This window comes from Streptomyces katrae, assembly GCF_002028425.1.
GTDB lineage: Bacteria > Actinomycetota > Actinomycetes > Streptomycetales > Streptomycetaceae > Streptomyces > Streptomyces katrae_A.
The window spans coordinates 2,445,880-2,466,128 of the sequence record NZ_CP020042.1; the positions used below are offsets into that span (position 1 = coordinate 2,445,880).

19 protein-coding genes are annotated in these 20,249 nt (G+C 74.2%); 10 read left to right on the forward strand and 9 right to left on the reverse strand.

What is annotated here, in order from left to right:
- Nucleotides 1-64: 64 nt before the first annotated feature.
- Nucleotides 65-1,177, forward strand: a complete 1,113-nt coding sequence (locus tag B4U46_RS11105) for a hypothetical protein (protein ID WP_079426498.1) — start codon at nucleotides 65-67, stop codon at nucleotides 1,175-1,177.
- A gap of 33 nt (nucleotides 1,178-1,210) precedes the next feature.
- Nucleotides 1,211-1,852 carry an HAD-IA family hydrolase gene (locus tag B4U46_RS11110; RefSeq protein WP_079426500.1) on the forward strand — a complete coding sequence of 214 codons (642 nt, stop codon included), beginning with the start codon at nucleotides 1,211-1,213 and terminating at the stop codon, nucleotides 1,850-1,852.
- A gap of 6 nt (nucleotides 1,853-1,858) precedes the next feature.
- On the opposite strand, the gene B4U46_RS11115 is transcribed toward B4U46_RS11110, so the two are convergent.
- The gene (locus tag B4U46_RS11115) at nucleotides 1,859-2,734 is read right to left on the reverse strand and encodes a LysR family transcriptional regulator (RefSeq protein WP_079426502.1); all 876 of its coding nucleotides are present in this window, start codon (nucleotides 2,732-2,734) and stop codon (nucleotides 1,859-1,861) included.
- Nucleotides 2,735-2,804: 70 nt separating this feature from the next.
- On the opposite strand from B4U46_RS11115, the gene B4U46_RS11120 reads away from it, so the two are divergent.
- Nucleotides 2,805-3,173, forward strand: coding sequence for a nuclear transport factor 2 family protein (locus B4U46_RS11120; protein ID WP_079426504.1), 369 nt, complete (start codon nucleotides 2,805-2,807; stop codon nucleotides 3,171-3,173).
- Between the two features lie 69 nt (nucleotides 3,174-3,242).
- On the opposite strand, the gene B4U46_RS11125 is transcribed toward B4U46_RS11120, so the two are convergent.
- The 3 genes from B4U46_RS11125 to B4U46_RS11135 form a co-directional block, all read right to left on the reverse strand.
- Nucleotides 3,243-4,184, reverse strand: coding sequence for a 3-oxoacyl-ACP reductase (locus tag B4U46_RS11125; protein WP_079426506.1), 942 nt, complete (start codon nucleotides 4,182-4,184; stop codon nucleotides 3,243-3,245).
- Between the two features lie 24 nt (nucleotides 4,185-4,208).
- Nucleotides 4,209-5,285 carry a Zn-dependent alcohol dehydrogenase gene (locus tag B4U46_RS11130; RefSeq protein WP_079426508.1) on the reverse strand — a complete coding sequence of 359 codons (1,077 nt, stop codon included), beginning with the start codon at nucleotides 5,283-5,285 and terminating at the stop codon, nucleotides 4,209-4,211.
- Nucleotides 5,286-5,392: 107 nt separating this feature from the next.
- Entirely contained in the window at nucleotides 5,393-6,265 is an 873-nt protein-coding gene (locus tag B4U46_RS11135; protein WP_079426510.1) for a MaoC/PaaZ C-terminal domain-containing protein, read from the reverse strand.
- 240 nt (nucleotides 6,266-6,505) lie between these two features.
- Here B4U46_RS11135 and B4U46_RS11140 point away from each other — a divergent pair, with 240 nt between their 5' ends.
- A complete protein-coding gene (locus B4U46_RS11140; RefSeq protein WP_237293306.1) occupies nucleotides 6,506-6,865 on the forward strand; it encodes a DNA-binding response regulator in 360 nt (119 codons plus the stop codon).
- Nucleotides 6,866-6,995: 130 nt separating this feature from the next.
- Here the strand turns inward: B4U46_RS11140 and B4U46_RS11145 are convergent, their stop codons facing one another.
- Nucleotides 6,996-8,297, reverse strand: coding sequence for a cytochrome P450 family protein (locus tag B4U46_RS11145; protein ID WP_079426512.1), 1,302 nt, complete (start codon nucleotides 8,295-8,297; stop codon nucleotides 6,996-6,998).
- Nucleotides 8,298-8,489: 192 nt separating this feature from the next.
- On the opposite strand from B4U46_RS11145, the gene B4U46_RS11150 reads away from it, so the two are divergent.
- Nucleotides 8,490-9,650 carry an amidohydrolase family protein gene (locus B4U46_RS11150; RefSeq protein WP_079426514.1) on the forward strand — a complete coding sequence of 387 codons (1,161 nt, stop codon included), beginning with the start codon at nucleotides 8,490-8,492 and terminating at the stop codon, nucleotides 9,648-9,650.
- 114 nt (nucleotides 9,651-9,764) lie between these two features.
- Here B4U46_RS11150 and B4U46_RS11155 read toward each other — a convergent pair whose 3' ends face one another.
- From B4U46_RS11155 to B4U46_RS11170, 3 genes are read right to left on the reverse strand one after another with little or no spacing between them, the layout of a single operon-like run.
- Complete coding sequence (locus B4U46_RS11155; RefSeq protein WP_079426516.1) at nucleotides 9,765-10,949, reverse strand: lipid-transfer protein; 1,185 nt, start codon at nucleotides 10,947-10,949, stop codon at nucleotides 9,765-9,767.
- 16 nt (nucleotides 10,950-10,965) lie between these two features.
- A complete protein-coding gene (locus B4U46_RS38975) occupies nucleotides 10,966-13,440 on the reverse strand; it encodes an acyl-CoA dehydrogenase family protein (RefSeq protein ID WP_237292804.1) in 2,475 nt (824 codons plus the stop codon).
- A 38-nt stretch (nucleotides 13,441-13,478) separates the two neighbouring features.
- Nucleotides 13,479-14,504, reverse strand: coding sequence for a helix-turn-helix transcriptional regulator (locus B4U46_RS11170; protein ID WP_079426518.1), 1,026 nt, complete (start codon nucleotides 14,502-14,504; stop codon nucleotides 13,479-13,481).
- Between the two features lie 97 nt (nucleotides 14,505-14,601).
- Between B4U46_RS11170 and B4U46_RS11175 the strand changes: the two genes are divergently transcribed.
- From B4U46_RS11175 to B4U46_RS11195, 5 genes are all read left to right on the forward strand, one after another.
- Nucleotides 14,602-15,012: a DUF3224 domain-containing protein gene (locus B4U46_RS11175; protein ID WP_079426520.1), complete on the forward strand. Its 411-nt coding sequence runs from the start codon at nucleotides 14,602-14,604 to the stop codon at nucleotides 15,010-15,012.
- Nucleotides 15,013-15,186: 174 nt separating this feature from the next.
- On the forward strand, nucleotides 15,187-15,831 hold the full coding sequence (locus B4U46_RS11180) for a class I SAM-dependent methyltransferase (RefSeq protein ID WP_079426523.1): 645 nt from the start codon (nucleotides 15,187-15,189) through the stop codon (nucleotides 15,829-15,831).
- 197 nt (nucleotides 15,832-16,028) lie between these two features.
- On the forward strand, nucleotides 16,029-17,000 hold the full coding sequence (locus B4U46_RS11185) for an N-acetylmuramoyl-L-alanine amidase (protein ID WP_079426526.1): 972 nt from the start codon (nucleotides 16,029-16,031) through the stop codon (nucleotides 16,998-17,000).
- 200 nt (nucleotides 17,001-17,200) lie between these two features.
- The gene (locus B4U46_RS11190; protein ID WP_079426528.1) at nucleotides 17,201-17,989 is read left to right on the forward strand and encodes a DUF5336 domain-containing protein; all 789 of its coding nucleotides are present in this window, start codon (nucleotides 17,201-17,203) and stop codon (nucleotides 17,987-17,989) included.
- 362 nt (nucleotides 17,990-18,351) lie between these two features.
- Entirely contained in the window at nucleotides 18,352-19,362 is a 1,011-nt protein-coding gene (locus B4U46_RS11195) for an LLM class F420-dependent oxidoreductase (RefSeq protein ID WP_079426530.1), read from the forward strand.
- A 103-nt stretch (nucleotides 19,363-19,465) separates the two neighbouring features.
- Here B4U46_RS11195 and B4U46_RS11200 read toward each other — a convergent pair whose 3' ends face one another.
- Complete coding sequence (locus B4U46_RS11200; protein WP_237292807.1) at nucleotides 19,466-20,107, reverse strand: hypothetical protein; 642 nt, start codon at nucleotides 20,105-20,107, stop codon at nucleotides 19,466-19,468.
- Between the last annotated feature and the right edge of the window lie 142 nt (nucleotides 20,108-20,249).

The following is a 20,249-nucleotide window of genomic DNA, read 5'->3' on the forward strand; positions in this document are numbered from 1 at the left end:
TGCGCGGTCGTGTTGTCCGGCCGGAAGCACGAAACCTAGGTTCCTCCCCGGAGGTGACGGCCGGATGACTGTCTGTGCCACCGAGATGACCACGAGCGCCCCCCTCACGATCACCACCGACGGGGCGTACGCCGCGCGGCTGGCCGGGGAGGGGGAGGCCCGCTATCCCGAGCGGTGGACGCTCGACGGGCCCGAGCCGTACGCGGTGCCGCTGCCGCTCGCGCAGCCGGAGGAGGCCGACAGCGAGGTGCTGCCGCTGGCCGACGGGCGGGTGCTGATCCACCGCCGGGTCGCCGACCGGCACGCGTTCGCCCTGCTCTACCCCTCGGGCACGTACACGGGCCCCCGCGCCGCGGGCTCCGGCGCCGGGCCGCGGACCGGGGAGCTCCGGCTCGGCGGGATCGACGCCGAGGAGGGGCTGCGGGTCCGGCTGCTGCCGCCCTGCCCCGACGGGAGCGCGGCCTACGCCCTGGCGGTGGGGGACGAGGAGACCACCGTCTGGCAGGTGGCCGGGCACGGCTCCGACGGGCCGCGGCGGGCCGCCGTGCTGCCGGGCCGCTGCTCCGGCGGGGTCTGGCTGGACCGCGCGGGCCGGCTGCTGTCGCTGGACCGGGAGACGGACGGGCGGGTCAAGGCGGTGGCCGTGGACCTGACCCGGGGCGGGGTGGTCACCCCGCTGCTGCAGATCGCCGAGGGCAGTGACGACCGGCTGCTGATGGCGGCCCCGGACAGCGGGCTGCTGCTGATCCGCTCGGACGCCCCGGGCGAGCCGCGGCTCGGCTGGGGGGTGCTGGGCAGCGCGCGCCCGGTCCGCTTCCCGGAGTGCCTGCGGCTGGAGGACGCCCACCCCTTCGCGGTGCAGCCGGGCCAGATCCTGATGCCGGAGACCTGCGGGGTCGCGCTGCGCGTCGGCGGGGGCGCGGGCGGTGGGGCGGGCCTCGCCCTGTGGCGTCCGGCCGACCGGTACGTGTTCCGGCTCGGCGCCCCGGAGGGCTGGCTCGGCACCGGCCTGTGGACCCCGGAGGGCCGGCTGCGGCTGCCGTACTCCACCCCGGAGGTCCCCTGCGGGACCGTCGGGCTGAGCCAGCCGGTCGCCCCGCCGCCGCCCGTGCACGTGGACCCGCCGCCGAAGCCGGCCGCCCGTCCGGTACCGCTGCGGGAGGCACCGCTGGGCTGATGCCCGTACGAAGTGGCGTGATAGGGAAGGGGCATGACCCTTTCGACAGCCCCCGGTACGGCCAGGCCCTTCGACGCGGTCCTGTGCGACGTCGACAACGTCATCCGGTTCTACGACTCCTCCCGGCTGGCCGAGCTGGAACGCGCGGCCGGGCTCCCGGAGGGGGCGACGGCGGCGGTGGCGTTCCGGCCGGACCAGGGCGACCCGCTGGTGCTGGGGCAGGTCACCAAGGAGCAGTGGGCGGAGTCGGTCGCCGACCGGCTCGGTGCCGAGGCCCCGCTGCCCGGGCAGCGGGCGCGGGAGCTGGCCGACGCCCTCGCCCTGTCCCCGTTCGAGGCCGACGAGGCCGTGGTCCGCGCGCTGCGCGGGGTGCGCGAGGCCGGACTCTCCCTGGTGCTGGTGACCAACGCGGCCCTGGACCTGGACGAGGACCTGGCGGCGATGGGGCTGGAGGACCTCGCGGACCACGTGGTCAACAGCGCCCTGGAAGGGGTGGCCAAGCCCGACCCGGAGATCTACGCGATCGCCGCCGGCCGGGCGGGCGCCGCCCCGGAGCGCTGCCTGTTCGTGGACGACCGGCGGGAGAACGTGGAGGCCGCCGTCGCGCTCGGGATGACGGGCGTCCACTTCCGTGGGCCCGAGGACCTGCGCGGGGCGCTCGCCTTCCTGGGATAGGGCGGTTCAGCCGGCTCGCAGTGCGGCCAGGAGTCTGGTGCGCAGGAGGCGGACGGCCGGGGAGTGCTGGTCGGGGCGGGTGACGAGGCCGAGCCGTGCGTGCGTGGCGGCGTCGGCGAGGGGGACGGCGCGCAGGCCGGCGGCCCGGGCGGAGGAGGCGCTGAGGACGGCGACGCCCGCGCCGCGCTCGGCGAGGCGGAGCAGTGCGGCCGGGGAGCTGGCTTCGAGGTCCACCCGCGGGTCGAGGCCGGCGCGGCGGCAGGAGTCCTCGTAGGCGGCACGGATGCCCGTGCCCGGCGGGAGGCAGAGGACCTTCTCGCCGCGCAGGGCGGTGAGGGGCAGTTCCGTCCGGTCGAGGGGGTGCCCGGCCGGGACGACGGCGGCGATCGGCTCGTCGGTCACGATGTCCGCCTCCAGGCCCGTGGCGGCCTCGCCCGCGAACCCGATCAGGGCCAGGTCGAGGGAGCCGGAGAGGACCTGGGCCTGGAGGGCGTCGGAGTGCCCCTCGTGCAGCCCGAGTTCGATGCCGGGGTGGCTGCGGCCGAGGTCGGCGAGGGTGTCCAGGAAGGGCGGGATGGAGCAGCCCATGACCATGCCGAGCCGGACCCGGCCGCGTACGGCGTCGGCGAACTCGGCCGCGGTGTGCCGGATGGCGTCGAGGGTGGCGAGGGCGCTCTTGGCGAGGGGGAGGACCGCCTCGCCCGCCGGGGTGAGGCGGACCTGACGGCCGGAGCGGTCGAAGAGGGCATGGCCCAGCTCGCGTTCCAGTTTGGCCACCTGGGTGCTGACGCCGGACTGGCTGACGTGCAGCCGGTGGGCGGCGCCGGTGAAGGTGCCTTCGTCCACGACGGCGGCGAAGTAGCGCAGCTGGTGCATCTCCATATCTAATGATGATAGCTGGCATCTGATCAATCTGTTGGACGGATGACCGCGGGGCCACCAGGATGGAGACATGACGACGACGAGGACCGCACGAGAGCTTGCCGAGACCTACTTCACCGCCTGGGAGGCGGGCGACTTCGACACGATGCGCGGACTACTGGCCGAGGACGTCGACTTCGTCGGGGCGCTGGGGACGGCCCAGGGCACCGAGGAGGCGCTGGCCGGGCTGAAGGGGCTCGGGCAGGTGCTGGAGAGGATCGACGTGAAGGTGCGGGTGGCGGAGGGCGACGAGGTGATCACCTGGTTCGACCTGTGCACCAGCATCGCCCCGCCGGCGCCGACCGCGAACTGGATGCACGCGGCGGACGGAAAGATCACCCGGATCCGGGTCACCTTCGACCCGCGCGCCCTCCTGGCAGGCTTCGCCGAACACCACTGATCCCCGGCGGGCCCCGGGGCCCGCCGGGGCAAGGACGCGGGCCCCACCAGCGCGATCCGGAAGGCGGCCTTAGTCGTGCTTGAGGCCCAGGACCTCTGCCGCCGCGAAGGTTTCGCCCGCCGGGCGGGAGGCGTAGTGCGGGGTGAGGACGGAGTCGAGCTCCTCGAAGGAGAAGACCTCCTTCGCGGTGTCGAACTTCGCCGCCACCCGGGGGCGTTCCATCACCACGACGATTCCGCCGTGCACCACGAACAGCTGGCCGTTGGCCTTCGCCGACGCCGGTGACGCGAGGTAGCCGACCAGGGGGGCGACGTGCTCGGGGGCCAGCGGGTCGAGCTTGCCCTCCTCCGGGACCTGGAAGCCGGCGAAGACGTCCTCGGTCATCCGGGTGCGGGCGCGCGGGCAGATGGCGTTGGCGGTCACCCCGTACTTGGCCAGGGCCAGGGCGGTCGAGGTGGTCAGGCCGACGATGCCGCCCTTGGCCGCCGCGTAGTTGGGCTGGCCCGCCGAACCGCCGAGGAAGGCCTCGGAGGAGGTGTTGACGATCCGCCCGTACACCGGGCCGCCCGCCGCCTTGGAGCGCTCGCGCCAGTGCGCGGAGGCGAAGTGGGTGGTGTTGAAGTGGCCCTTGAGGTGGACCCGGATCACCGAGTCCCACTCGTCCTCCGACATCGAGAAGACCATCCGGTCGCGCAGGATCCCCGCGTTGTTGACCAGGACGTCCAGCTTCCCGAAGGCGGAAACGGCCAGGTCGACCAGTTCCCGCGCCTGCTCGAAGTCGGCCACGTCCCCGAGGTGCGCCACCGCCTGGCCGCCCGCCGCGCGGATCTCGGCGGCGACCTCCTCCGCCGGAGCGGCCGAGGCCTCCCCGCAGCCGTCGCGGCCGCTCTGGCCGAAGTCGTTGACGACCACGCTCGCGCCGAGCCGGGCCAGTTCGAGCGCCTCGGCCCGGCCGAGCCCCCGGCCGGCGCCGGTGACGATGGCGCTGAGCCCCTCAAGTGGCAGTGACATGTGCCGGATTCCTCTCAGGACGGATCAGATCTCGATGCAGGTGCGCAGGGCCGTGCCCGTGCGCATCTGGTCGAGGGCGTCGTTGATCTCGGCGAGCTGCACCCGGTGGGTGATCAGGCCCGCCAGGTCGATGCGACCGGCCCGCCACAGCTCGATGGTGCGCGCGTAGGAACGCAGCACGTCCCCGCCCCCGTACATGGAGGGGAGGATCTTCTTCTCGTCGAAGAACAGCGAGAACATGTCGATCTGGAAGTTGTCGTCGAGGGCCCCCGCCCCGACGATCACGACCGAGCCGCCACGCCGGGTCATCTGGTAGGCGGTGCGTGCGGTGACGGACTTGCCGACGACCTCGAAGACGTAGTCGAAGCCTTCGCCGGAGGTGATCCGGGCCTTCGCGTCCTCGAACGCGTCCGGCGCGACCGCCTCCGTCGCCCCGAAGCGCAGGGCCGCCTCGCGCCGCGACTCCACCGGGTCGACGGCGATGATCTGCGCCGCGCCCTGCACCTTGGCGCCCTGGATGACGGAGATGCCCACGCCGCCGCAGCCGATGACGGCGACCGAGGAACCCGCCTCCACCTTCGCGGTGTTGATGGCCGCACCGAGTCCGGTGGTGACGCCGCAGCCGATGAGGGCGGCGATGTCGAAGGGCACGTCGTCGGGGATCGGGACGGCGCAGTTGGCGGCGACGACGATCTCCTCGGCGAAGGTGCCGGTCGCGGCGAAGCCGAAGATCTCCCCGCCGGCCCGGCGGAAGTTGGGGATGCCCGCGTTGACCAGGCTCTCCAGGCACAGGTGTCCCTGGCCGCGCTTGCAGGCGGCGCAGTGCCCGCAGGGCGGCAGCCAGCAGACGAGGACCCGGTCGCCCTCCTGGTGGCCGGCGACCCCCTCGCCGACGCCGGTGATCACCCCGGAACCCTCGTGGCCGGGGATGAAGGGCGCGGGCTGCGGCAGCACGCCGCTCATCGCGGAGAGGTCGGAGTGGCACAGGCCGGTGGCCTTGATGCGGATCCGCACCTTGCCGGGGCCCAGGCCCACGGCTTCCATGTCGTCGACGACCTCTAGCTTGTCCTGGCCTATCTCGCTCAGCAGTGCTGCGCGCACGGTGCGGCTCCTTAGGGGCGTGTGCCTGGGCGTGTGCGGGTGCGGGGTGGCGCGGTGCGCGGTGTGGGGCGGGGGGTGGGGGGTGTGTGTTCGGTGCGCTGTGCGCGTTACGCGTGTTCGACCACGGTGTCGGCGAGGACCGGGGCGTCGTCGCGTTCGGCCGCGGTCACCGAGACCAGGACGCGGCCGGGCTCCTGCCACATCCGGATGCGCAGGGTCTCGCCGGGGAAGACGACGCCGGCGAAGCGGGTGCGGTAGGCGCGGACCCGGGAGACGTCCCCGCCGAGGACGGTGTCGACGACGGCCTTGAGGGTCATCCCGTACGAGCACAGGCCGTGCAGGATCGGCCTGTCGAAGCCGGCGAGCTTGGCGAACTCGGGGTCGGCGTGGAGCGGGTTCCAGTCCCCGGAGAGCCGGTAGAGCAGGGCCTGTTCCTCGCGGATCGGCCGCTCCTCGGTCCGGTCGGGGGCCCGTTCGGGCAGCTCGCCGCGGACGGAGGGGCCGCGGTCGCCGCCGAAGCCGCCCTCCCCGCGGACGAAGATCTGCGCGTCGCTGGTCCACAGCGGCCCGTCGGCGTCGGCCACCTCGGAGCGCAGCACGATCACGGCCGCCTTGCCCTTGTCGTAGACGGCAGCGACCTTGGAGGAGGAGGTGGCCCGGCCCTTGACGGGGATCGGCCGGTGCAGCTCGATGGAGTGGCCGCCGTGCAGGACGTGCGCCAGGTTGACCTCGATGCCGGGGGCGGCGAGCCCGCCGAGCATGGCCATGCCGGCGCCGGCCACGGTCGCGAAGCTGGGGAGCACGTGGAGCTTGGACTCCAGGGTGTAGCGCAGTTCGTCGGGGTCGGTGGCCAGGCTGTTCCCGTGCAGGGACGCGCCGGCGCCGAGGCCGAGGTGGTAGAGCTGGACGTCCTTGTGGTCCCAGCCGATCTCCCCCTGGCGGGGGTCGGCGGCGAGGGCCCTGGCGGCATCGATCGGCATTCGGATGCTGCTCCTTCTGCTCTCTGGAAGACCTCGGTGCGACCGTCCGCACCGTCGGCCGCACCGAGGTCGCATGCGGAGCCGGTTCTAGAACGCGTTCTAGGAAGCGGCTGAGGGAATGTATAACGCACGCCCCCGTGGTTGGGAAGAAGGCTGCTGACTTCGCGTCAGATGATCGTGGTGCGGGGCGTGTTGCCCGGCACGTCGAGGGCCGGGCGGTAGCCTGCGGCGGTGGATGAGATGCCCGCGACCCACCGGCCCGCCCGTTCCCTGCGCGTCCTGCTGGACCCGCCGAACCCGCCGCTCGCGCTCCGCCTCGGGCTCCAGCCGGACATCGAGGTGGTCGCCTCGCCGGCGGAGCGGCCGGCGGTGGCGCTGGTCGAGGACCCCGCCACGGTGGCGGCCCTGCTGGCCGAGGACCCGGAGTGCCGGGTCCTGGTGGCCACGGGGTCGGCGCACCCGGGGATGCGGGAGGCGGTCCTGGCGGCGGGCGCGGCGGGGCTGGTGCTGCGGGATGGGCCGGTCGAGGAGCTGGCGGAGTGCCTGCGGAGGGCGTCGACGGGCGAGACGGTGGTGGACCCGGCGCTGGCGGGGCCCTGAGCCGCCCGGCCGCTGTCCGGGCAGGGGTGGGGGCGGGGGGCGTGGGCGTGGGGGCGGCGTGGGCGCGGGGGTGTATGAAAGCCCTCCGCCGGTCAGCGGCGGAGGGCTCCCCTCGGGGCTCGGGCCCCGGTCAGCTGCCCGCGGTCCAGTCGTCGACCGTCCGCGAGGGGTCCAGTGCGACCGGCAGCTTCTCCAGCCCGCGGAAGGCCGGGAACGGCCCCTTGAGCCAGTCCCCCTCCGCCGGCGTCGGCATGGCGAGGACCATGTCGGGGAAGCGGTCGAGCAGGGCCGTGAGGCAGATCTCCAGCTCCAGCCGGGCCAGCGGCGCGCCCAGGCAGTAGTGGGCCCCGTAGCCGAAGCCGAGGTGGCTGCTCTGCAGTCCTTCCCGGGTGAAGTCCAGGGTGTCGGGGTCGGGGAATTTCTCCGGGTCGCGGTTCGCGGACGAAAGGGCGATCTGCACGACGGCCCCCTTCGGAATGACCGTCCCGCCGATTTCGACGTCCTCCAGCGCGTACCGGAAGGTGGAGGTTTCCACCGAGCCCTCGAAGCGCTGCATTTCCTCGATCGCCTGCGGCAGCAGTTTCCGGTTCTCCTGGATCGCCCGCAACTGGTCCGGGTGGGTCAGGAGGCTGAAGACGCAATTGCCGATCTGGAGGGTGGTCGTCTTGTGTCCGGCGAAGAGCAGGACCCAGATCATCGACACGAGTTCGTCGTCGGTCAGCGGCTCTTCCTCGTGCGGCGTCTCCACCAGCATGGTCAGGAAGTCGTCCGTGGGCTGGAGGCGGGTCCGGTGGATGTGCCGGGCGAAGTAGTCGCGCAGCCAGATCTCGGCCTCTTGCAGGTCTCCCTTGAGGTCCTTGCTGAACCGTGAGCGCGTCACGACGGCGAACCACTTGAGGACCTCGGTCCGCTCCTCCCCGACGATGCCGAGCAGCTCGCAGATGACCATGACGGGCAGCGGCAGCGCGAAGGCCTGCATCAGGTCGACGGGCCGGTCCGTGGGGCAGCGGTCGAGCAGCCCGTGGGCGAGCTCCTCGATGTGCGGGCGCAGGGCGTGGATGTGGCGCGGGGTGAAGGCCGTCTTGGCGATGTGGCGCAGCCGGGTGTGCCGGGGCGGGTCGGCGAACAGCAGGTTGTCGTCGAGCGCCTCGCACAGGTCCCCGAACAGGGCGTGGTAGAGGTCGATGCCCTCGTGCATGTCCTTGCCGATGCGGGGGTCGGCGAGGATGGCGTGGGCGTCCTCGTAGCGGGTGATCAGGTACGTGTCCACGCCGTGGCCCGGGGTGAGCCGGGCGATGGGGGCCTGTTCGCGCAGGGTCCGGTAGACCGGATAGGGGCACTGCCGGTATTCCGGTGTGCTCTTCGTCGCGGCCGCCACCGCTTCGTCCAGCGCGAGACCGCCATCCGCCGCGGTAGTCGGTTCAGTCGTCACGCGCCCAGACCTTTCGGGTAACCCGGAATTGACAGTCGGCTCCTTTCCCGGGCCGGATCGAGGGCGAAACCCGATTGACCCGTTCGGAGCCGAAACCTCCCCCGGCGGAATGTCCGGGCGGCGGTTCCGGGGAGCCGCCCTAGGGTGTGCGGTGGTTTTCGATTCGCGGGCCGACGAGAGGGAAATGCGCACATGCCGGAATACGGTGCGGGCGGCCTGGCCGTCGGCGGAGCGGTACGCCGGGACGCGGCGGCTACGAGCGGGGCGGCGGCCGGGGCGGAGGACGACGGGAGCGGTGGTGTGATCGACGTCCACCACCACTTCTGCGCCCCCGACTGGCGCCGCTGGGCGGAGCGGCAGGGGCTGGTGGGCCCGCGGTCGCTTCCGCCATGGGCGGGCTGGGACGCGGAGAGCGCGCTGGCGGTGATGGACCGGACGGGGATCGCCGTGGCGGTGCTGAAGCCGATGCTGCCCGCACGGTACGAGAGTGCCGCGCAGCTGCGGGAGGCGGTGGCCGTGACGATGGAGGCGGCGGCCGGGGTGGTGGAGGCGTACCCGGGGCGCTTCGCGTTCCACGCGCCCCTGTTCCTCGACGAGGAGGAGGTCTCCTCCTGGACCCTGCGGCGCGGCCTGGACGAGCTGGGGGCGGTGGGGGTCAACGTGACGGCGAACTACCGCGGGGTGTACCTCGGTGACCCCTCGTACGACAGGATCTTCGCCGAACTCGACGAACGCGCGGCGATCGTGGACACCCACCCGCACAGCCTCCCGGACGGCCCGGCCGGCGGACGGCCCACGGTGGCACCCGGGGGGCCGGGCGGCCCGCCCGCAGGTGCGGCCGGCGGTCCGGGCGGGCACGGGGCCCCCGGCGGGCCTGGTGGAGGGCCCGGGGGGCCGGTGGCCGTGCCCGGACTGCCGAACTTCCTCTGTGACTTCCTGCTCGACACCACCCGCGCCGCCGCGAACATGATCCGCACCCGGACCCTCGACCGGTTCCCGAACCTGTCGGTGATCCTGCCGCACGGCGGCGGCTTCCTCCCGCAGATCGCGACCCGGATGGAGGCCTTCGCGTACGCCTTCGACCCGCCGGTGGAGCCCGCGGCGGTACGGGACCACATGCACCGCTTCTACTACGACACCGCCGGCCCGCTCTCCCCGGCCGGCACCCTCCTCGCCACCGTCGACCCCGGCCGGATCCTGTTCGGCAGCGACTGGCCGGCCTGCCCGGCCTCCGTCGTCACGGACCTGGCCGTCCCCGCCCTGGCCGCCGACCCGGCGTTCACCCCGGCACTGCGCCGGGCCGTGAACCGGGAGAACGCGCTGCGCCTGATGCCGGGCCTGGTCCGCGCCTGACGCCCCGCAGGCCGCCGCCCGACGAGACGGAACCCCGCCGGTACGGCCCTTGCCGTACCGCCCGCCGCCGGGCCGCGCCGCCCGGCAGGCCCGGCACGGCCCGGGCCGGCGCCGTCAGCGGCGCAGGAGGGTTACCACCGCCGCCCCGCCCAGCCCGATGTTGTGGGCCAGGCCCACCCGGGCGGCGGGGACCTGCCGCGCCCCCGCCTGGCCGCGCAGCTGCCACACCAGTTCCGCCGCCTGCGCGAGCCCCGTCGCCCCCAGCGGGTGGCCCTTGGAGATCAGGCCGCCCGAGGGGTTGACCACCCAGCGGCCGCCGTAGGTGGTGGCTCCGCTCTCGACGAGCTTGCCGGAGGCCCCGTCCGCGCACATGCCGAGCGCCTCGTACGTCAGCAGTTCGTTCACCGAGAAGCAGTCGTGCAGCTCCACCACGTCGACGTCCTCGATGCCGAGCCCGGAGTCCTCGTAGACCCTGCGGGCGGCCGCGGCCGTCATCGGCTTGCCGACCACGTCGATGCAGGAGCCGCCGAAGCTCTCCTCGGTGTCCGTGGTCATGGCCTGCGCGACGATCTCGACGGCCTTGTCGTGCAGCCCGTGCGCCACGACGAACCGCTCCGAGACGACGAGGGCGGCGGCCGCGCCGTCGGAGGTGGGCGAGCACTGGAGCTTGGTCAGCGGATCGTGGATGGTCTTGGCGGCGAGGACCTCCTCCACCGTGTACACGTCCTGGAACTGCGCGTTCGGGTTGTTCGCGGAGTGCCGGTGGTTCTTGGCGCCGACCGCCGCGAGCTGCGCGGGCGTGGTCCCGTACCGCTCCATGTGCTCGCGGGCGGCGTTGCCGAAGATCTGCGCGGTGGGCGGGGACATCTCGAAGCCGTGCGCGGCGGCCATGATCCCGTAGTGCCGGGCGACCGGCGAGGTGTTGAAGTCCCCGCCGTCGGCGCCGCCCCCGAGCGCGCCCCGCTTCATCTTCTCGAAGCCGACCGCCAGCACGCAGTCGCTGATGCCGCCCTGCACGAACTGGCGGGCCATCATCAGCGCCGTCGAGCCGGTCGCGCAGTTGTTGTTGACGTTGTAGACCGGGACCCCGGTCAGGCCCAGTTCGTACGCCGCCCGCTGGCCGGCGGTGGAGGGCTGGAAGCAGTAGCCCACCGGCACCTGCTCCACCAGCCCGTAGTCCACGCCGGCGTCGGCGAGCGCCGCGCCGCCGGCCTCCCTGACCATGTCCCAGTACTGCCAGTCCCGTGACTCCGGCTTCTCGAACTTCGTCATGCCGACGCCCACGATGTACGACTTCATCAATGCTGCCCTTCAGTCAGTCCCTGGGGAGGCCGAGGATCCGCTCGGCGACGACGTTCAGCTGGACCTGGGTGGTGCCCCCGGCGATGGTCAGGCAGCGCGACATCAGCATCCCGTGCACCGCCCGCTCCCCCGCCCCCTCCCGCACCGCGCCGGCCGGGCCCAGCAGTTCGAGCGCGAGCTCGGCGGTCCGCTGCTGGTGGGGGGTCTGTACGAGCTTGCGGACGGAGGCGCCCGCGCCCGGCTCCAGTCCGGACACCTGCTGGAGGGTGGTGCGCAGGCCGATGCAGGCGAGCGCGTGCGCTTCGGCGGCGAGCGCGCCGATCCGGGCCCCGTAGGAGGCGTCGAGGCCGGAGGAGGCGGCGATCAGCGTCTCCAGTCCGCTGTCGAAGGTCATCTGGTCGGCCATGTGGACGCGTTCGTTGCCGAGGGTGTTGCGGGCGGCCTTCCAGCCGCCGTCGGCGGCGCCCACCAGGGCCCCGGCGGGCAGCAGGACGTCCTCGAACCAGACCTCGTTGAAGAGGGAGTCGCCGGTGATCTCCTTCAGCGGGCGGATCTCGATCCCCGGGGTGTTCCTCATGTCGACGACGAAGTAGCCGAGCCCCTTGTGCTTGGGCGCCTGCGGGTCGGTGCGGGCGAGCAGGATCCCGAAGTCGGCGGTGTGGGCGGAACTCGTCCACACCTTCTGGCCGTTGATCCTCCAGGAGCCGTCTGCGGTCCGGTCGGCCCGGGTGCGCAGGGAGGCCAGGTCGGAGCCGGCGCCCGGCTCGGAGAACAGCTGGCACCAGGTGGTGTCCCCGCGCAGGGTGGGCAGGACGTACGCCTCGCGCTGCTCCTCGCTGCCGAAGGCGATCAGCGAGGGCACGATCCAGGTGGCGATCCCGAGATCGGCGACCTTGACGCCGGCCTCCTTCAGCTCCTGCTGGATCACGATCTGCTCGGCCGGCCCCGCGCCCCGCCCGTACGGCGGCGGGAGGTGGGGGTTGGCGTAGCCGGTGGGCGCGAGCAGCCGGCGGGCGGCCGCCGGGTCGAGGCCGCGGGCGGCCCCGATGGCGGCGCGGGCGGCCGGGCGGTGGGCCTCGGCCTCCGCCGGGAGTTCCAGGCGCAGCTCGCGCCGGGCCCCGGCTGCGGCGAGGCGTACGGCGCGCAGGCGGTGGGCGTCGCCGGGGCCCAGCAGCTGGCGGGCGACGAGGGCGCGGCGCAGGTGGATGTGGGCGTCGTGCTCCCAGGTGAAGCCGATGCCGCCCAGGATCTGGATGCAGTCCTTGGCGCAGGACCAGGCGGCATCGAGGGCGGTCGCGGCGGCGAGCGCGGCGACGAGCGAGCGCACGTCGGAGGGGTGGGGGGAGGCGTGCCGGAGGGCTCCCCCGGGGGTCCCGCTGGGGGCCTCCGCGGAGGTACCGCTGGGGGCCTGGCCGGGGGTACCGCTGGGGGCCCCGCCGGGGGTACCGCTGGGGGCCTCGCTAGCGGGGGTGCCGCCGGGGGCCTCGCTAGCGGGGGTGCCGCCGGGGGCCTGGCCAGGAGTCTCACCGGGGGTGCCGCTGGGGGCCTGGCCGATGGCCTCGCTGGGGGCCTGGCCGATGGCCTCGCCGGAGGCCTCGCCGGAGGCCTCGCCGGGGGTTCCGCCGGAGGCCTCGCCGGGGGTTCCGCCGGGGGTTCCGCCGGGCGCATCGCCGGGGGGCGGGGTCGCGCTGTTGGCGGCGTCCCAGGCGAGGGCGCGGGCCTGTTCGAGGCGGACCAGCATGTCGGCGCACAGGTGCTTGACGCCCTGGAACCGCCCGATGGGGCGCCCGAACTGCTCGCGGGTCTTGGCGTGTTCGGCGGCCGTGTGCACCGCCCAGGCGGCGGTGCCGCAGGCGTCGGCGGCGAAGAGCACGCAGGCCAGGTCCCGCACCAGGGCCTCGTCCAGCCCCAGGAGCCGCTCCCCCGGGACGGTGACCCCGTGCGCCCGGACCTCGGCGGTGGGCCGGGTCGGGTCGGCGCTCTCGTGCGGCCGGACCTCCAGCGCTGCGGCGTCCACCGCGAACCACCGGACCCCGCCCGCCCCCTCGGCGGCGAGCAGCACCAGCTCCGCCTCACCGGCCCCGAGCACGGGCGGCGCGAGGCCGTCCAGTCGCCACCCGCCCCCCTCGGCAGCGACGGCGGTGACCCCGCCGGGCCCCAGGGCGACCGCCCCGACCCGCCCGTCGAGAGGTTCGGCCCCCGCCCGGTCCAGGAGTACGGAGGCCAGCGCACTCGGCAGGAACGCCCCGGGCAGCGCCGCCCGGGCGGCCTCCTCCACGACGACGGCCAGATCCAGCAGGGTCCCGCCCTCCAGATGGGGCGTCACCAGCCCCTGCGCACACATGCCGTCCCAGTAGCCCGGCCGCGCCCCGGCCTGGGGCGGGGCGTCGAGCAGTTTCCGCACCGCCTCGGGCGGCACCGCCCGCGCCACCCAGCCGCGCACGGCGTCGGCCAACTCCCGCTGCTCCTGCGTGATTCCGATGCCCATGCGCGGCAGACTAGAACACGTTTCAATCTGACGGAAGGTCAGATGAGAAGATGCGAGGGTTCTTCCCGGCGCGGCACAACGGGGCCCGACGGGGCGGGCTCCGCATAGCGAGCGGCGAGCACCCCCACCGCCTCGGCCACCGCCGCCCGCAGCTCCGCCGGACCGAGCACCTCCGCCTCCGCCCCCAGCCGGAGCAGGTCTCCCACCGCCACGGCCCGCGACTCCACCGACAGCTCCACCTCCACCCACCCCTCCCCGTCCGGCTCCCCCGCCCCCTCCAGGGCCCGCACCCCCGGGGCCCCGAACTGCATGGGCAGCAGCCGCTGGGCGCGGGGCGAGATCCGCAACCGGGCCGTGTCCTGGTGGAGGGCGGCCTCCAGGCGGCGGGAGGACTCCTCCCAATGGGCGGCCAGGTCGAAGCCGGACGGCCGCTCGAAGGCCGCGCCCGTCTCCTCCACCGCCAGCAGCCGTGACACCCGGTAGGTGCGCGGGCTCCCGGCCGCCGCCGCGACCAGGTACCAGATGCCGCCCTTGAGGACGATGCCCAGCGGGTGCAGCTCCCGCCGCCGCACCTCGCCCGACCAGCGCCGGTACTCCACCCGCAGCGTGCGCTGCTCCCACACCGCCCGGGCCACCGCCGCCAGGTGCGGCACCGGGTCGGCGTCGCGGAACCAGGCCGGGGCGTCCAGGTGGAAGCGGTCCTGGACGAGCCGGGCCCGGTCGGCCAGCGCGGCGGGCAGTGCGGCCTCCAGCTTCAGCCGGGCTGTGGCCACCACCGCACCCAGGCCAAGATCGCGGGCCGGCCCCGGCGCCCCGGCCAGGAAGAGCGAGCCGGCCTCGGCGTCGGTGAGGCCGGTCAGCCGGGTGCGGTAGCCGTCCATCAGGCGGTAGCCACCGGCGGGCCCCCGGTCGGCACGGACCGGCACTCCGGCGGCGCCGAGCGCCTCGACGTCCCGGTACACCGTGCGGACGGACACCTCCAGTTCCGCGGCGAGTTCGGGGGCGGTCATACTGCCGCGGTTCTGGAGCAGCAGGAGCAGGGAGAGGAGCCGGTCGGCGCGCATGCGGCCATTCTCCGCGGGATACCTGACAGGAGATGTCAGGTATCCCGCCGAAGCTGGTCACCGCACGAGCACCACCGCCCGTTCCGGAAGGACAGCCATGCCCACGCACACCGCCACCGGCCGCTTCACCTACGCCAAGTGGGAGGAGCACGCCGCCGGCCCGGACGACGTACTGCCCCGGCTCGCCCAGGCCTCGGTCGTCAACTCCTTCTCCGGCGGCATCGAGGCCGCCGAGACCGTGTGCACGTACGCGATCGCCTACCTGACGGCGGCCACCGGCACGTTCACCGGTCTGGAACTGATCACCGGCAGCCTCGACGGCCGCGGCGGAGGCTTCGCGGTCGAGGAGCGGGGCTCGTTCCATGAGGACGGCACGACCCAGTGCACCTTCGAGGTGGTCCCGGGCTCGGGCACCGGCGCCCTGACGGGCCTGCGCGGCAGCGGCGGTTTCGTCCACCGGCAGGGCGAGACGTCCGTCCCCTACACGTTCACCTACGAACTGGACTGACCCCAGCCCCCTGCCCCGTTCCCTGCCCTTTCCCCTGCTCCCGACCCCCTCCCCGGACCCCCGGCATGGTGCCCTACCGCCCGGTAGGGCACCATGGGCCGCCACACCCGCACCACGCCCGCCACACCCGCGCCGCATCCGCGCCGGACCCGCTCACCGCCCGGAGGACCACCCATGGCCGCCACCCCCAAGCCGGAGACCCTCGCCGCCTTCGAGGCCGCCAAGGGGTTCATGCCCGTCGACGAGGGCCTCGCCCTCCACGAGGCCGCCTCCGCCGCGGCCGCGCTCGGGCTGCCGCTGCTGGAGGTCGGCACGTACTGCGGGCGCTCCACGATCCTGCTGGCCGACGCCGCCCGCGAGGCGGGGGTCCCGGCGATCACCGTCGACCACCACCGGGGCAGCGAGGAGCAGCAGCCGGGCTGGGAGTACCACGACCCGACGGTGGTGGACCCGGAGGTCGGGCTGATGGACACCCTCCCCACCTTCCGCCGCACCCTCCACAAGGCCGGCCTGGAGGAACACGTGATCGCGGTCGTGGGCCGCTCCCCCCAGGTCGCGGCGGCCTGGGGCGGCAAGCTCGGCTTCGTCTTCATCGACGGCGGCCACACCGACGAGCACGCCACGAACGACTACGAGGGATGGGCCCCGCACCTGGCGGTCGGCGGCACCCTGGTCATCCACGACGTCTTCCCCGACCCGGCCGACGGCGGCCAGGCCCCGTACCGGATCTACCTGCGGGCCCTGGCCTCCGGCGCCTTCGAGGAAGTCTCCGTGACGAACTCCCTCCGCGTCCTGCGCCGCATCGCCGAGGGCGTCTGACCTCGCACAGGCCTCGCGTCGGCACAGGCCTCGCGTTGACATCGGCCTCCCATAGGCCTCGCGCATCCGGGCTCGGCGGGGACACCCCCGCCAGGCCAAGCCGGGCCAAGCCAGGCCTACAAGACCGACAATCGGACCACGCCCTCGGATGGCGCAGTGTGCGTATGGGAGCCGCCCGGGCGTTCTAGCATCGCGACGTGCGCTACGACGACAGCCCCCCGCCGCCCGAGTCCGCCTCCTCCATCAGCCCCGACCGGCCCTGGTTCGCACGCCGGCCCGCCCTTGCGGTGGCGCTCGCGGCGCTGGCCCCGACCTGCCTGGCGGGTTGGGTGCTCACCCAGGTGCTGGCCGGTTCGGGAGCCGCCGCCCCGCAGCCCGCGGGGGCGGCGGCCGCCGCCTCCACCCCCGCGGCCGCGGCTGACGCCAAGGCCAGCGCCTCTCCGAGCGCCCCGGCCGCCCCGGCCGCCCCGAAGCCCGCCGCCGCTCCCGCCAAGGGTCCGCTGAGCGGCCGGACCGTCGTCATCGACCCCGGGCACAACACGGGGAACTTCAAGCACGGCCGGGAGATCGACCAGCAGGTGGACATCGGCACCAACCGCAAGGAGTGCGACACCACCGGCACCACCACCAACTCCGGTTACATGGAAGCGGAGTTCTCCCTCGACGTCTCCCACCGGGTGCGCGCCCTGCTGGAGGGCAAAGGCGCCAAGGTGGTCCTGACCCACGACGGAGACCGCCCCTGGGGCCCCTGCATCGACGAGCGGGCCCGGATCGGCAACCAGGCCGCGGCCGACGCCGTCGTCTCCGTCCACGCCGACGGCGCCTCCGCCGGCAACCGCGGTTTCCACGTGATCCTGCCCGCCCGCGTCAAGGGCGGCGCGGCCGACACCGCGAAGATCGTCGGCCCTTCCCGCGACCTCGGCGAGCGCATCGCCTCCAACTTCGCCCGCACCACCGGCTCGTCCCCCGCCAACTACCTCGGCAGCGGCACCGGGCTGGTCGTCCGGGACGATCTGGGCGGCCTCAACCTGTCGACCCGGCCCAAGGTGTTCCTCGAATGCGGCAACATGCGGGACGACAAGGACGCGGCGCAGCTGACGAGTCCGGAGTGGCGGCAGAAGGCGGCCCAGGGCATCGCGGACGGCATCACCGGCTTCCTGGGCGGGTAGTCCTCCGGGGCGGCGGCCCCCGAAGGGCCGTCCCCTGGAAGGCAGTCCCCCGGGGCCGCCCCCGGGGGCCGCCCCCGGGGACAGTCCCCAGGGGCAGTCCCGTGGCGGCTCGCCGCCCCGGTCCTCTCGGCCGCGGAAACCTCCGTACCATGGGGGCGCCCGATCCGCCCCCTGCCAAGACCGAGAAGGACACCAGAGACGTGAACATCCGCTCCCTCACTCGAGGCGACGGCGTGGTGATCGGAGCAGCGGTGCTGCTGTTCATCGCCTCGTTCCTCGATTTCTACTCCGCCGCCAGCGGCGCCGACCTCCCGAGCGTGTGGGACACCGACGTCTACCGGCTGGCCCTGCCGGCCGTCTTCCTGATGGGCTTCATCGCGGCGGGCCTGCTGATCGGGGCCCGCTTCCAGCCCGAGGGCCGCAAGGTGGCCGGCCTGACCCTGACGGCCTGGGGCACGGTGCTGGCCGTGGCCGCCGCCTGGAACGGACTCTGGTCGCTGATCGCCACCCCGCCGCTGGCCGACCTGGCCGCCGGCTGCATCCTCGGCTTCCTCGCCACGCTGGCCCTGGCCGCGGTGGCCGTCGCCGGTTCGAAGGTCCCCGCGCTGGCCGGGCCGCTGGTCCCGGAGCCCAGGCCGGTCACCGCCCAGCCGTACGGGGGCCAGCCCGGCACCGGCTACGGCTACCCGGGCGGGCAGCAGCCGCAGGGTTACGGGGCCACGCCGCAGCCGGCCCCGCCGTACGGGGGCGCCCCGCAGGACTCCGCCGGCGCCGGGTTCCCGGCCGCGGAGTTCACGCCGTTCTGGTTCGCGGTGCCGGTGGCCCGGCCCCTCTTCGCCGAGGACGGCTCCCCGACGCCGATCGCGGAACTCGCCCCGGGCACCTGGTACCTGGCCGTCGACCAGCGCGGCCCGTCCACGCTGATCGCCCAGACCCAGGACGGCCGCCGCGGCGTCCTGAACGACACCTCGGGCATCCAGCGCGGCTGACCCCCGCCCGCACGCAGCGCACCCGCACGGCCCCCCGCCCCACCGGCGGGGGGCCGTCGCACTTCCCGGCGGCGGCGGCGTGCCCTACAGTCGCCCGGGACGGGATCTGACGCTGCATCAGATCTCGCTCGGGCGCGGGCTCGGCCTCGACCTCGGGCTCGGGCTCGGGCTCGGGCTCGGGCTCGGGCCAGAGTTCAGGCTTCGGCTCGGGTTCGGGCTGAGGCTCGGGCTTCGGCTTCGGCTTCGGCTTCAGCTGGGACCTGAGTTCGGGCTCGGCTCGCATCACGGCTCGCGACCCCGGTCAGGACCCGGCTCAGGCAACGGCAACGGCATCGGCACCGGCATCGCGGAGGGGACCGTACATGCGCCTCGGACTCGCACTCGGCTACTGGGGCCGCGGACCCAGCCCCTCCCACCTCGACCTCGCCACCGAGGCCGAACGCCTGGGCTACGACTCGGTGTGGACCGCCGAGGCGTGGGGCTCCGACGCCTTCACCCCCCTCACCTGGATCGCCGCCCACACCTCCCGCATCCGCCTGGGCACCGCCATCGCCCAGATGGCCGCCCGCACCCCCACGGCCACCGCCATGCACGCCCTCACCCTGGACCACCTCTCCGGCGGCCGGATGATGCTGGGCCTGGGCCTGTCCGGGCCTCAGGTGGTGGAGGGGTGGTACGGGCGCCCCTTCCCCGCGAGCCCGCTCACCGCCACCCGCGAGTACGTCGACGTCGTCCGCCAAGTGCTGCGCCGCGAGGCCCCCGTGGCGCTGGACGGCCGCTTTCACGCCCACCCGTACCGGGGGCAGGACGGCACCGGCCTCGGCAAACCCCTCAAGCCCATCACCCACCCGCTGCGCGCGGACCTCCCGCTGCTGCTGGGGGCGGAGGGGCCGAAGAACATCGCCCAGACGACCCGGATCGCCGACGGCTGGCTGCCGCTGTACTGGTCCCCGACCCGCACGGACGTCTACCAGGCCTCCCTGGCCGGTCTGCCCGACGGGTTCATGATCGCTCCGATGGCCCGGGCCCACGTCTGCGACGACGTCACCGAGGGGCTGCTCCCGGTCAAGGCGATGCTCGGCTTCTACATCGGCGGCATGGGGCACGCGGCCCGCAACTTCCACGCCGACCTGATGGCCCGGATGGGCTACGAGGCCGAGGCCCGCCGGATCCAGGACCTGTTCCTGGCCGGGCGCAGGCAGGAGGCGGTCCTCGCCGTGCCGGACGCCTTCGCCGACGAGATCTCCCTGGTCGGCCCGCGCGAACGGATCGCGGAACGGCTGGAGCTGTGGCGCAAGGGCCCGGTCACCGACCTCCTCGTCACCGCCCCCGACCCCCACACCCTCCGGGTCCTGGCGGAGCTCAACGGTTAATCCGCCACCGGCTGCGCCGCCACGCGGATGCCGCCCACCGGTCTCCCGGTGGGCGGCATCGGCGGCCGTGCGGCCAAGCACCCGCGGCCGGGCGGCGGGGCGGTCAGCCGCCCAGCTGGGAGACGCTCGGCACCTGGTCGGTCACCGGGGCGCCCGCGCTCTTGCCGGCCTCCTTCACCCCGCTGATCACGTTCTCGAAGGAGCTGATGTCGGCGTCGCCCGCGTTGCCCTTGCGCAGCTTGCTGCCCAGGTTCTTGAGGGAGTCGATGCCCGCGGTGAGCGGCCCCATCGCCTTCGACAGCAGCGGGTCGCCCTTGGCGTTGTCGGCCGCCGCCTTCAGCCGGTTGTACGCGAACGCGCCCGCGAGACCCGCCTTGATCAGCGCGAACGTACGCCCCTTCGCGCCCTTCTTGAACTTGCCCGCCCGGTACGGCTTGATGATCCACTGGTAGGTGGCCCCCGCCGCGAGACCGGCGTTGGCGACGAAGCGTGTCTTGGCGAACTTCTGCCGCTCCTCCGACGTGCTCGGCTCGGGCGTCGCCGCGGCCAGCTCGTCGGCCTCGGCCGCGTCCGGCTCCGCCACCGCGAGGGCGGCCAGCTCCGCCGCGGTCGCCGCCGACGAGACCTCCTCCCGTTGCCCCCGGTCGCCGCCGGTACCGCACGCGGAGGCACCGGCGATCAGCGAGGTGGACAGGACCACGGCCGCCACGGCGCGGCGGAATCGGACGGTGGTGGGTACGCGCACGGTTGCCTCCGGGGACTGAGGTGTCCCCCGCAGCCTCACCCGGCCGCCGTCCCCCCGCCACTCGGGCGACCCGTTCGGACACGGGGGGGCACGGAGCGGCCGTCGCCACCGGAACGGGGCCGTACGGGTTTCAACCGGGCGG

Excerpts from the sequence above, each read along its gene's own strand:
- B4U46_RS11110 (WP_079426500.1), top strand. The coding sequence starts at position 1,211 with ATGACCCTTTCGACAGCCCCCGGTACGGCCAGGCCCTTCGACGCGGTC.
- B4U46_RS11115 (WP_079426502.1), bottom strand. The coding sequence starts at position 2,734 with ATGGAGATGCACCAGCTGCGCTACTTCGCCGCCGTCGTGGACGAAGGC.
- B4U46_RS38975 (WP_237292804.1), bottom strand. The coding sequence starts at position 13,440 with ATGGGCATCGGAATCACGCAGGAGCAGCGGGAGTTGGCCGACGCCGTG.
- B4U46_RS11120 (WP_079426504.1), top strand. The coding sequence starts at position 2,805 with ATGACGACGACGAGGACCGCACGAGAGCTTGCCGAGACCTACTTCACC.
- B4U46_RS11105 (WP_079426498.1), top strand. The coding sequence starts at position 65 with ATGACTGTCTGTGCCACCGAGATGACCACGAGCGCCCCCCTCACGATC.
- B4U46_RS11150 (WP_079426514.1), top strand. The coding sequence starts at position 8,490 with ATGCCGGAATACGGTGCGGGCGGCCTGGCCGTCGGCGGAGCGGTACGC.
- B4U46_RS11125 (WP_079426506.1), bottom strand. The coding sequence starts at position 4,184 with ATGTCACTGCCACTTGAGGGGCTCAGCGCCATCGTCACCGGCGCCGGC.
- B4U46_RS11195 (WP_079426530.1), top strand. The coding sequence starts at position 18,352 with ATGCGCCTCGGACTCGCACTCGGCTACTGGGGCCGCGGACCCAGCCCC.
- B4U46_RS11155 (WP_079426516.1), bottom strand. The coding sequence starts at position 10,949 with ATGAAGTCGTACATCGTGGGCGTCGGCATGACGAAGTTCGAGAAGCCG.
- B4U46_RS11140 (WP_237293306.1), top strand. The coding sequence starts at position 6,506 with ATGCCCGCGACCCACCGGCCCGCCCGTTCCCTGCGCGTCCTGCTGGAC.
- B4U46_RS11135 (WP_079426510.1), bottom strand. The coding sequence starts at position 6,265 with ATGCCGATCGATGCCGCCAGGGCCCTCGCCGCCGACCCCCGCCAGGGG.
- B4U46_RS11175 (WP_079426520.1), top strand. The coding sequence starts at position 14,602 with ATGCCCACGCACACCGCCACCGGCCGCTTCACCTACGCCAAGTGGGAG.
- B4U46_RS11180 (WP_079426523.1), top strand. The coding sequence starts at position 15,187 with ATGGCCGCCACCCCCAAGCCGGAGACCCTCGCCGCCTTCGAGGCCGCC.
- B4U46_RS11170 (WP_079426518.1), bottom strand. The coding sequence starts at position 14,504 with ATGCGCGCCGACCGGCTCCTCTCCCTGCTCCTGCTGCTCCAGAACCGC.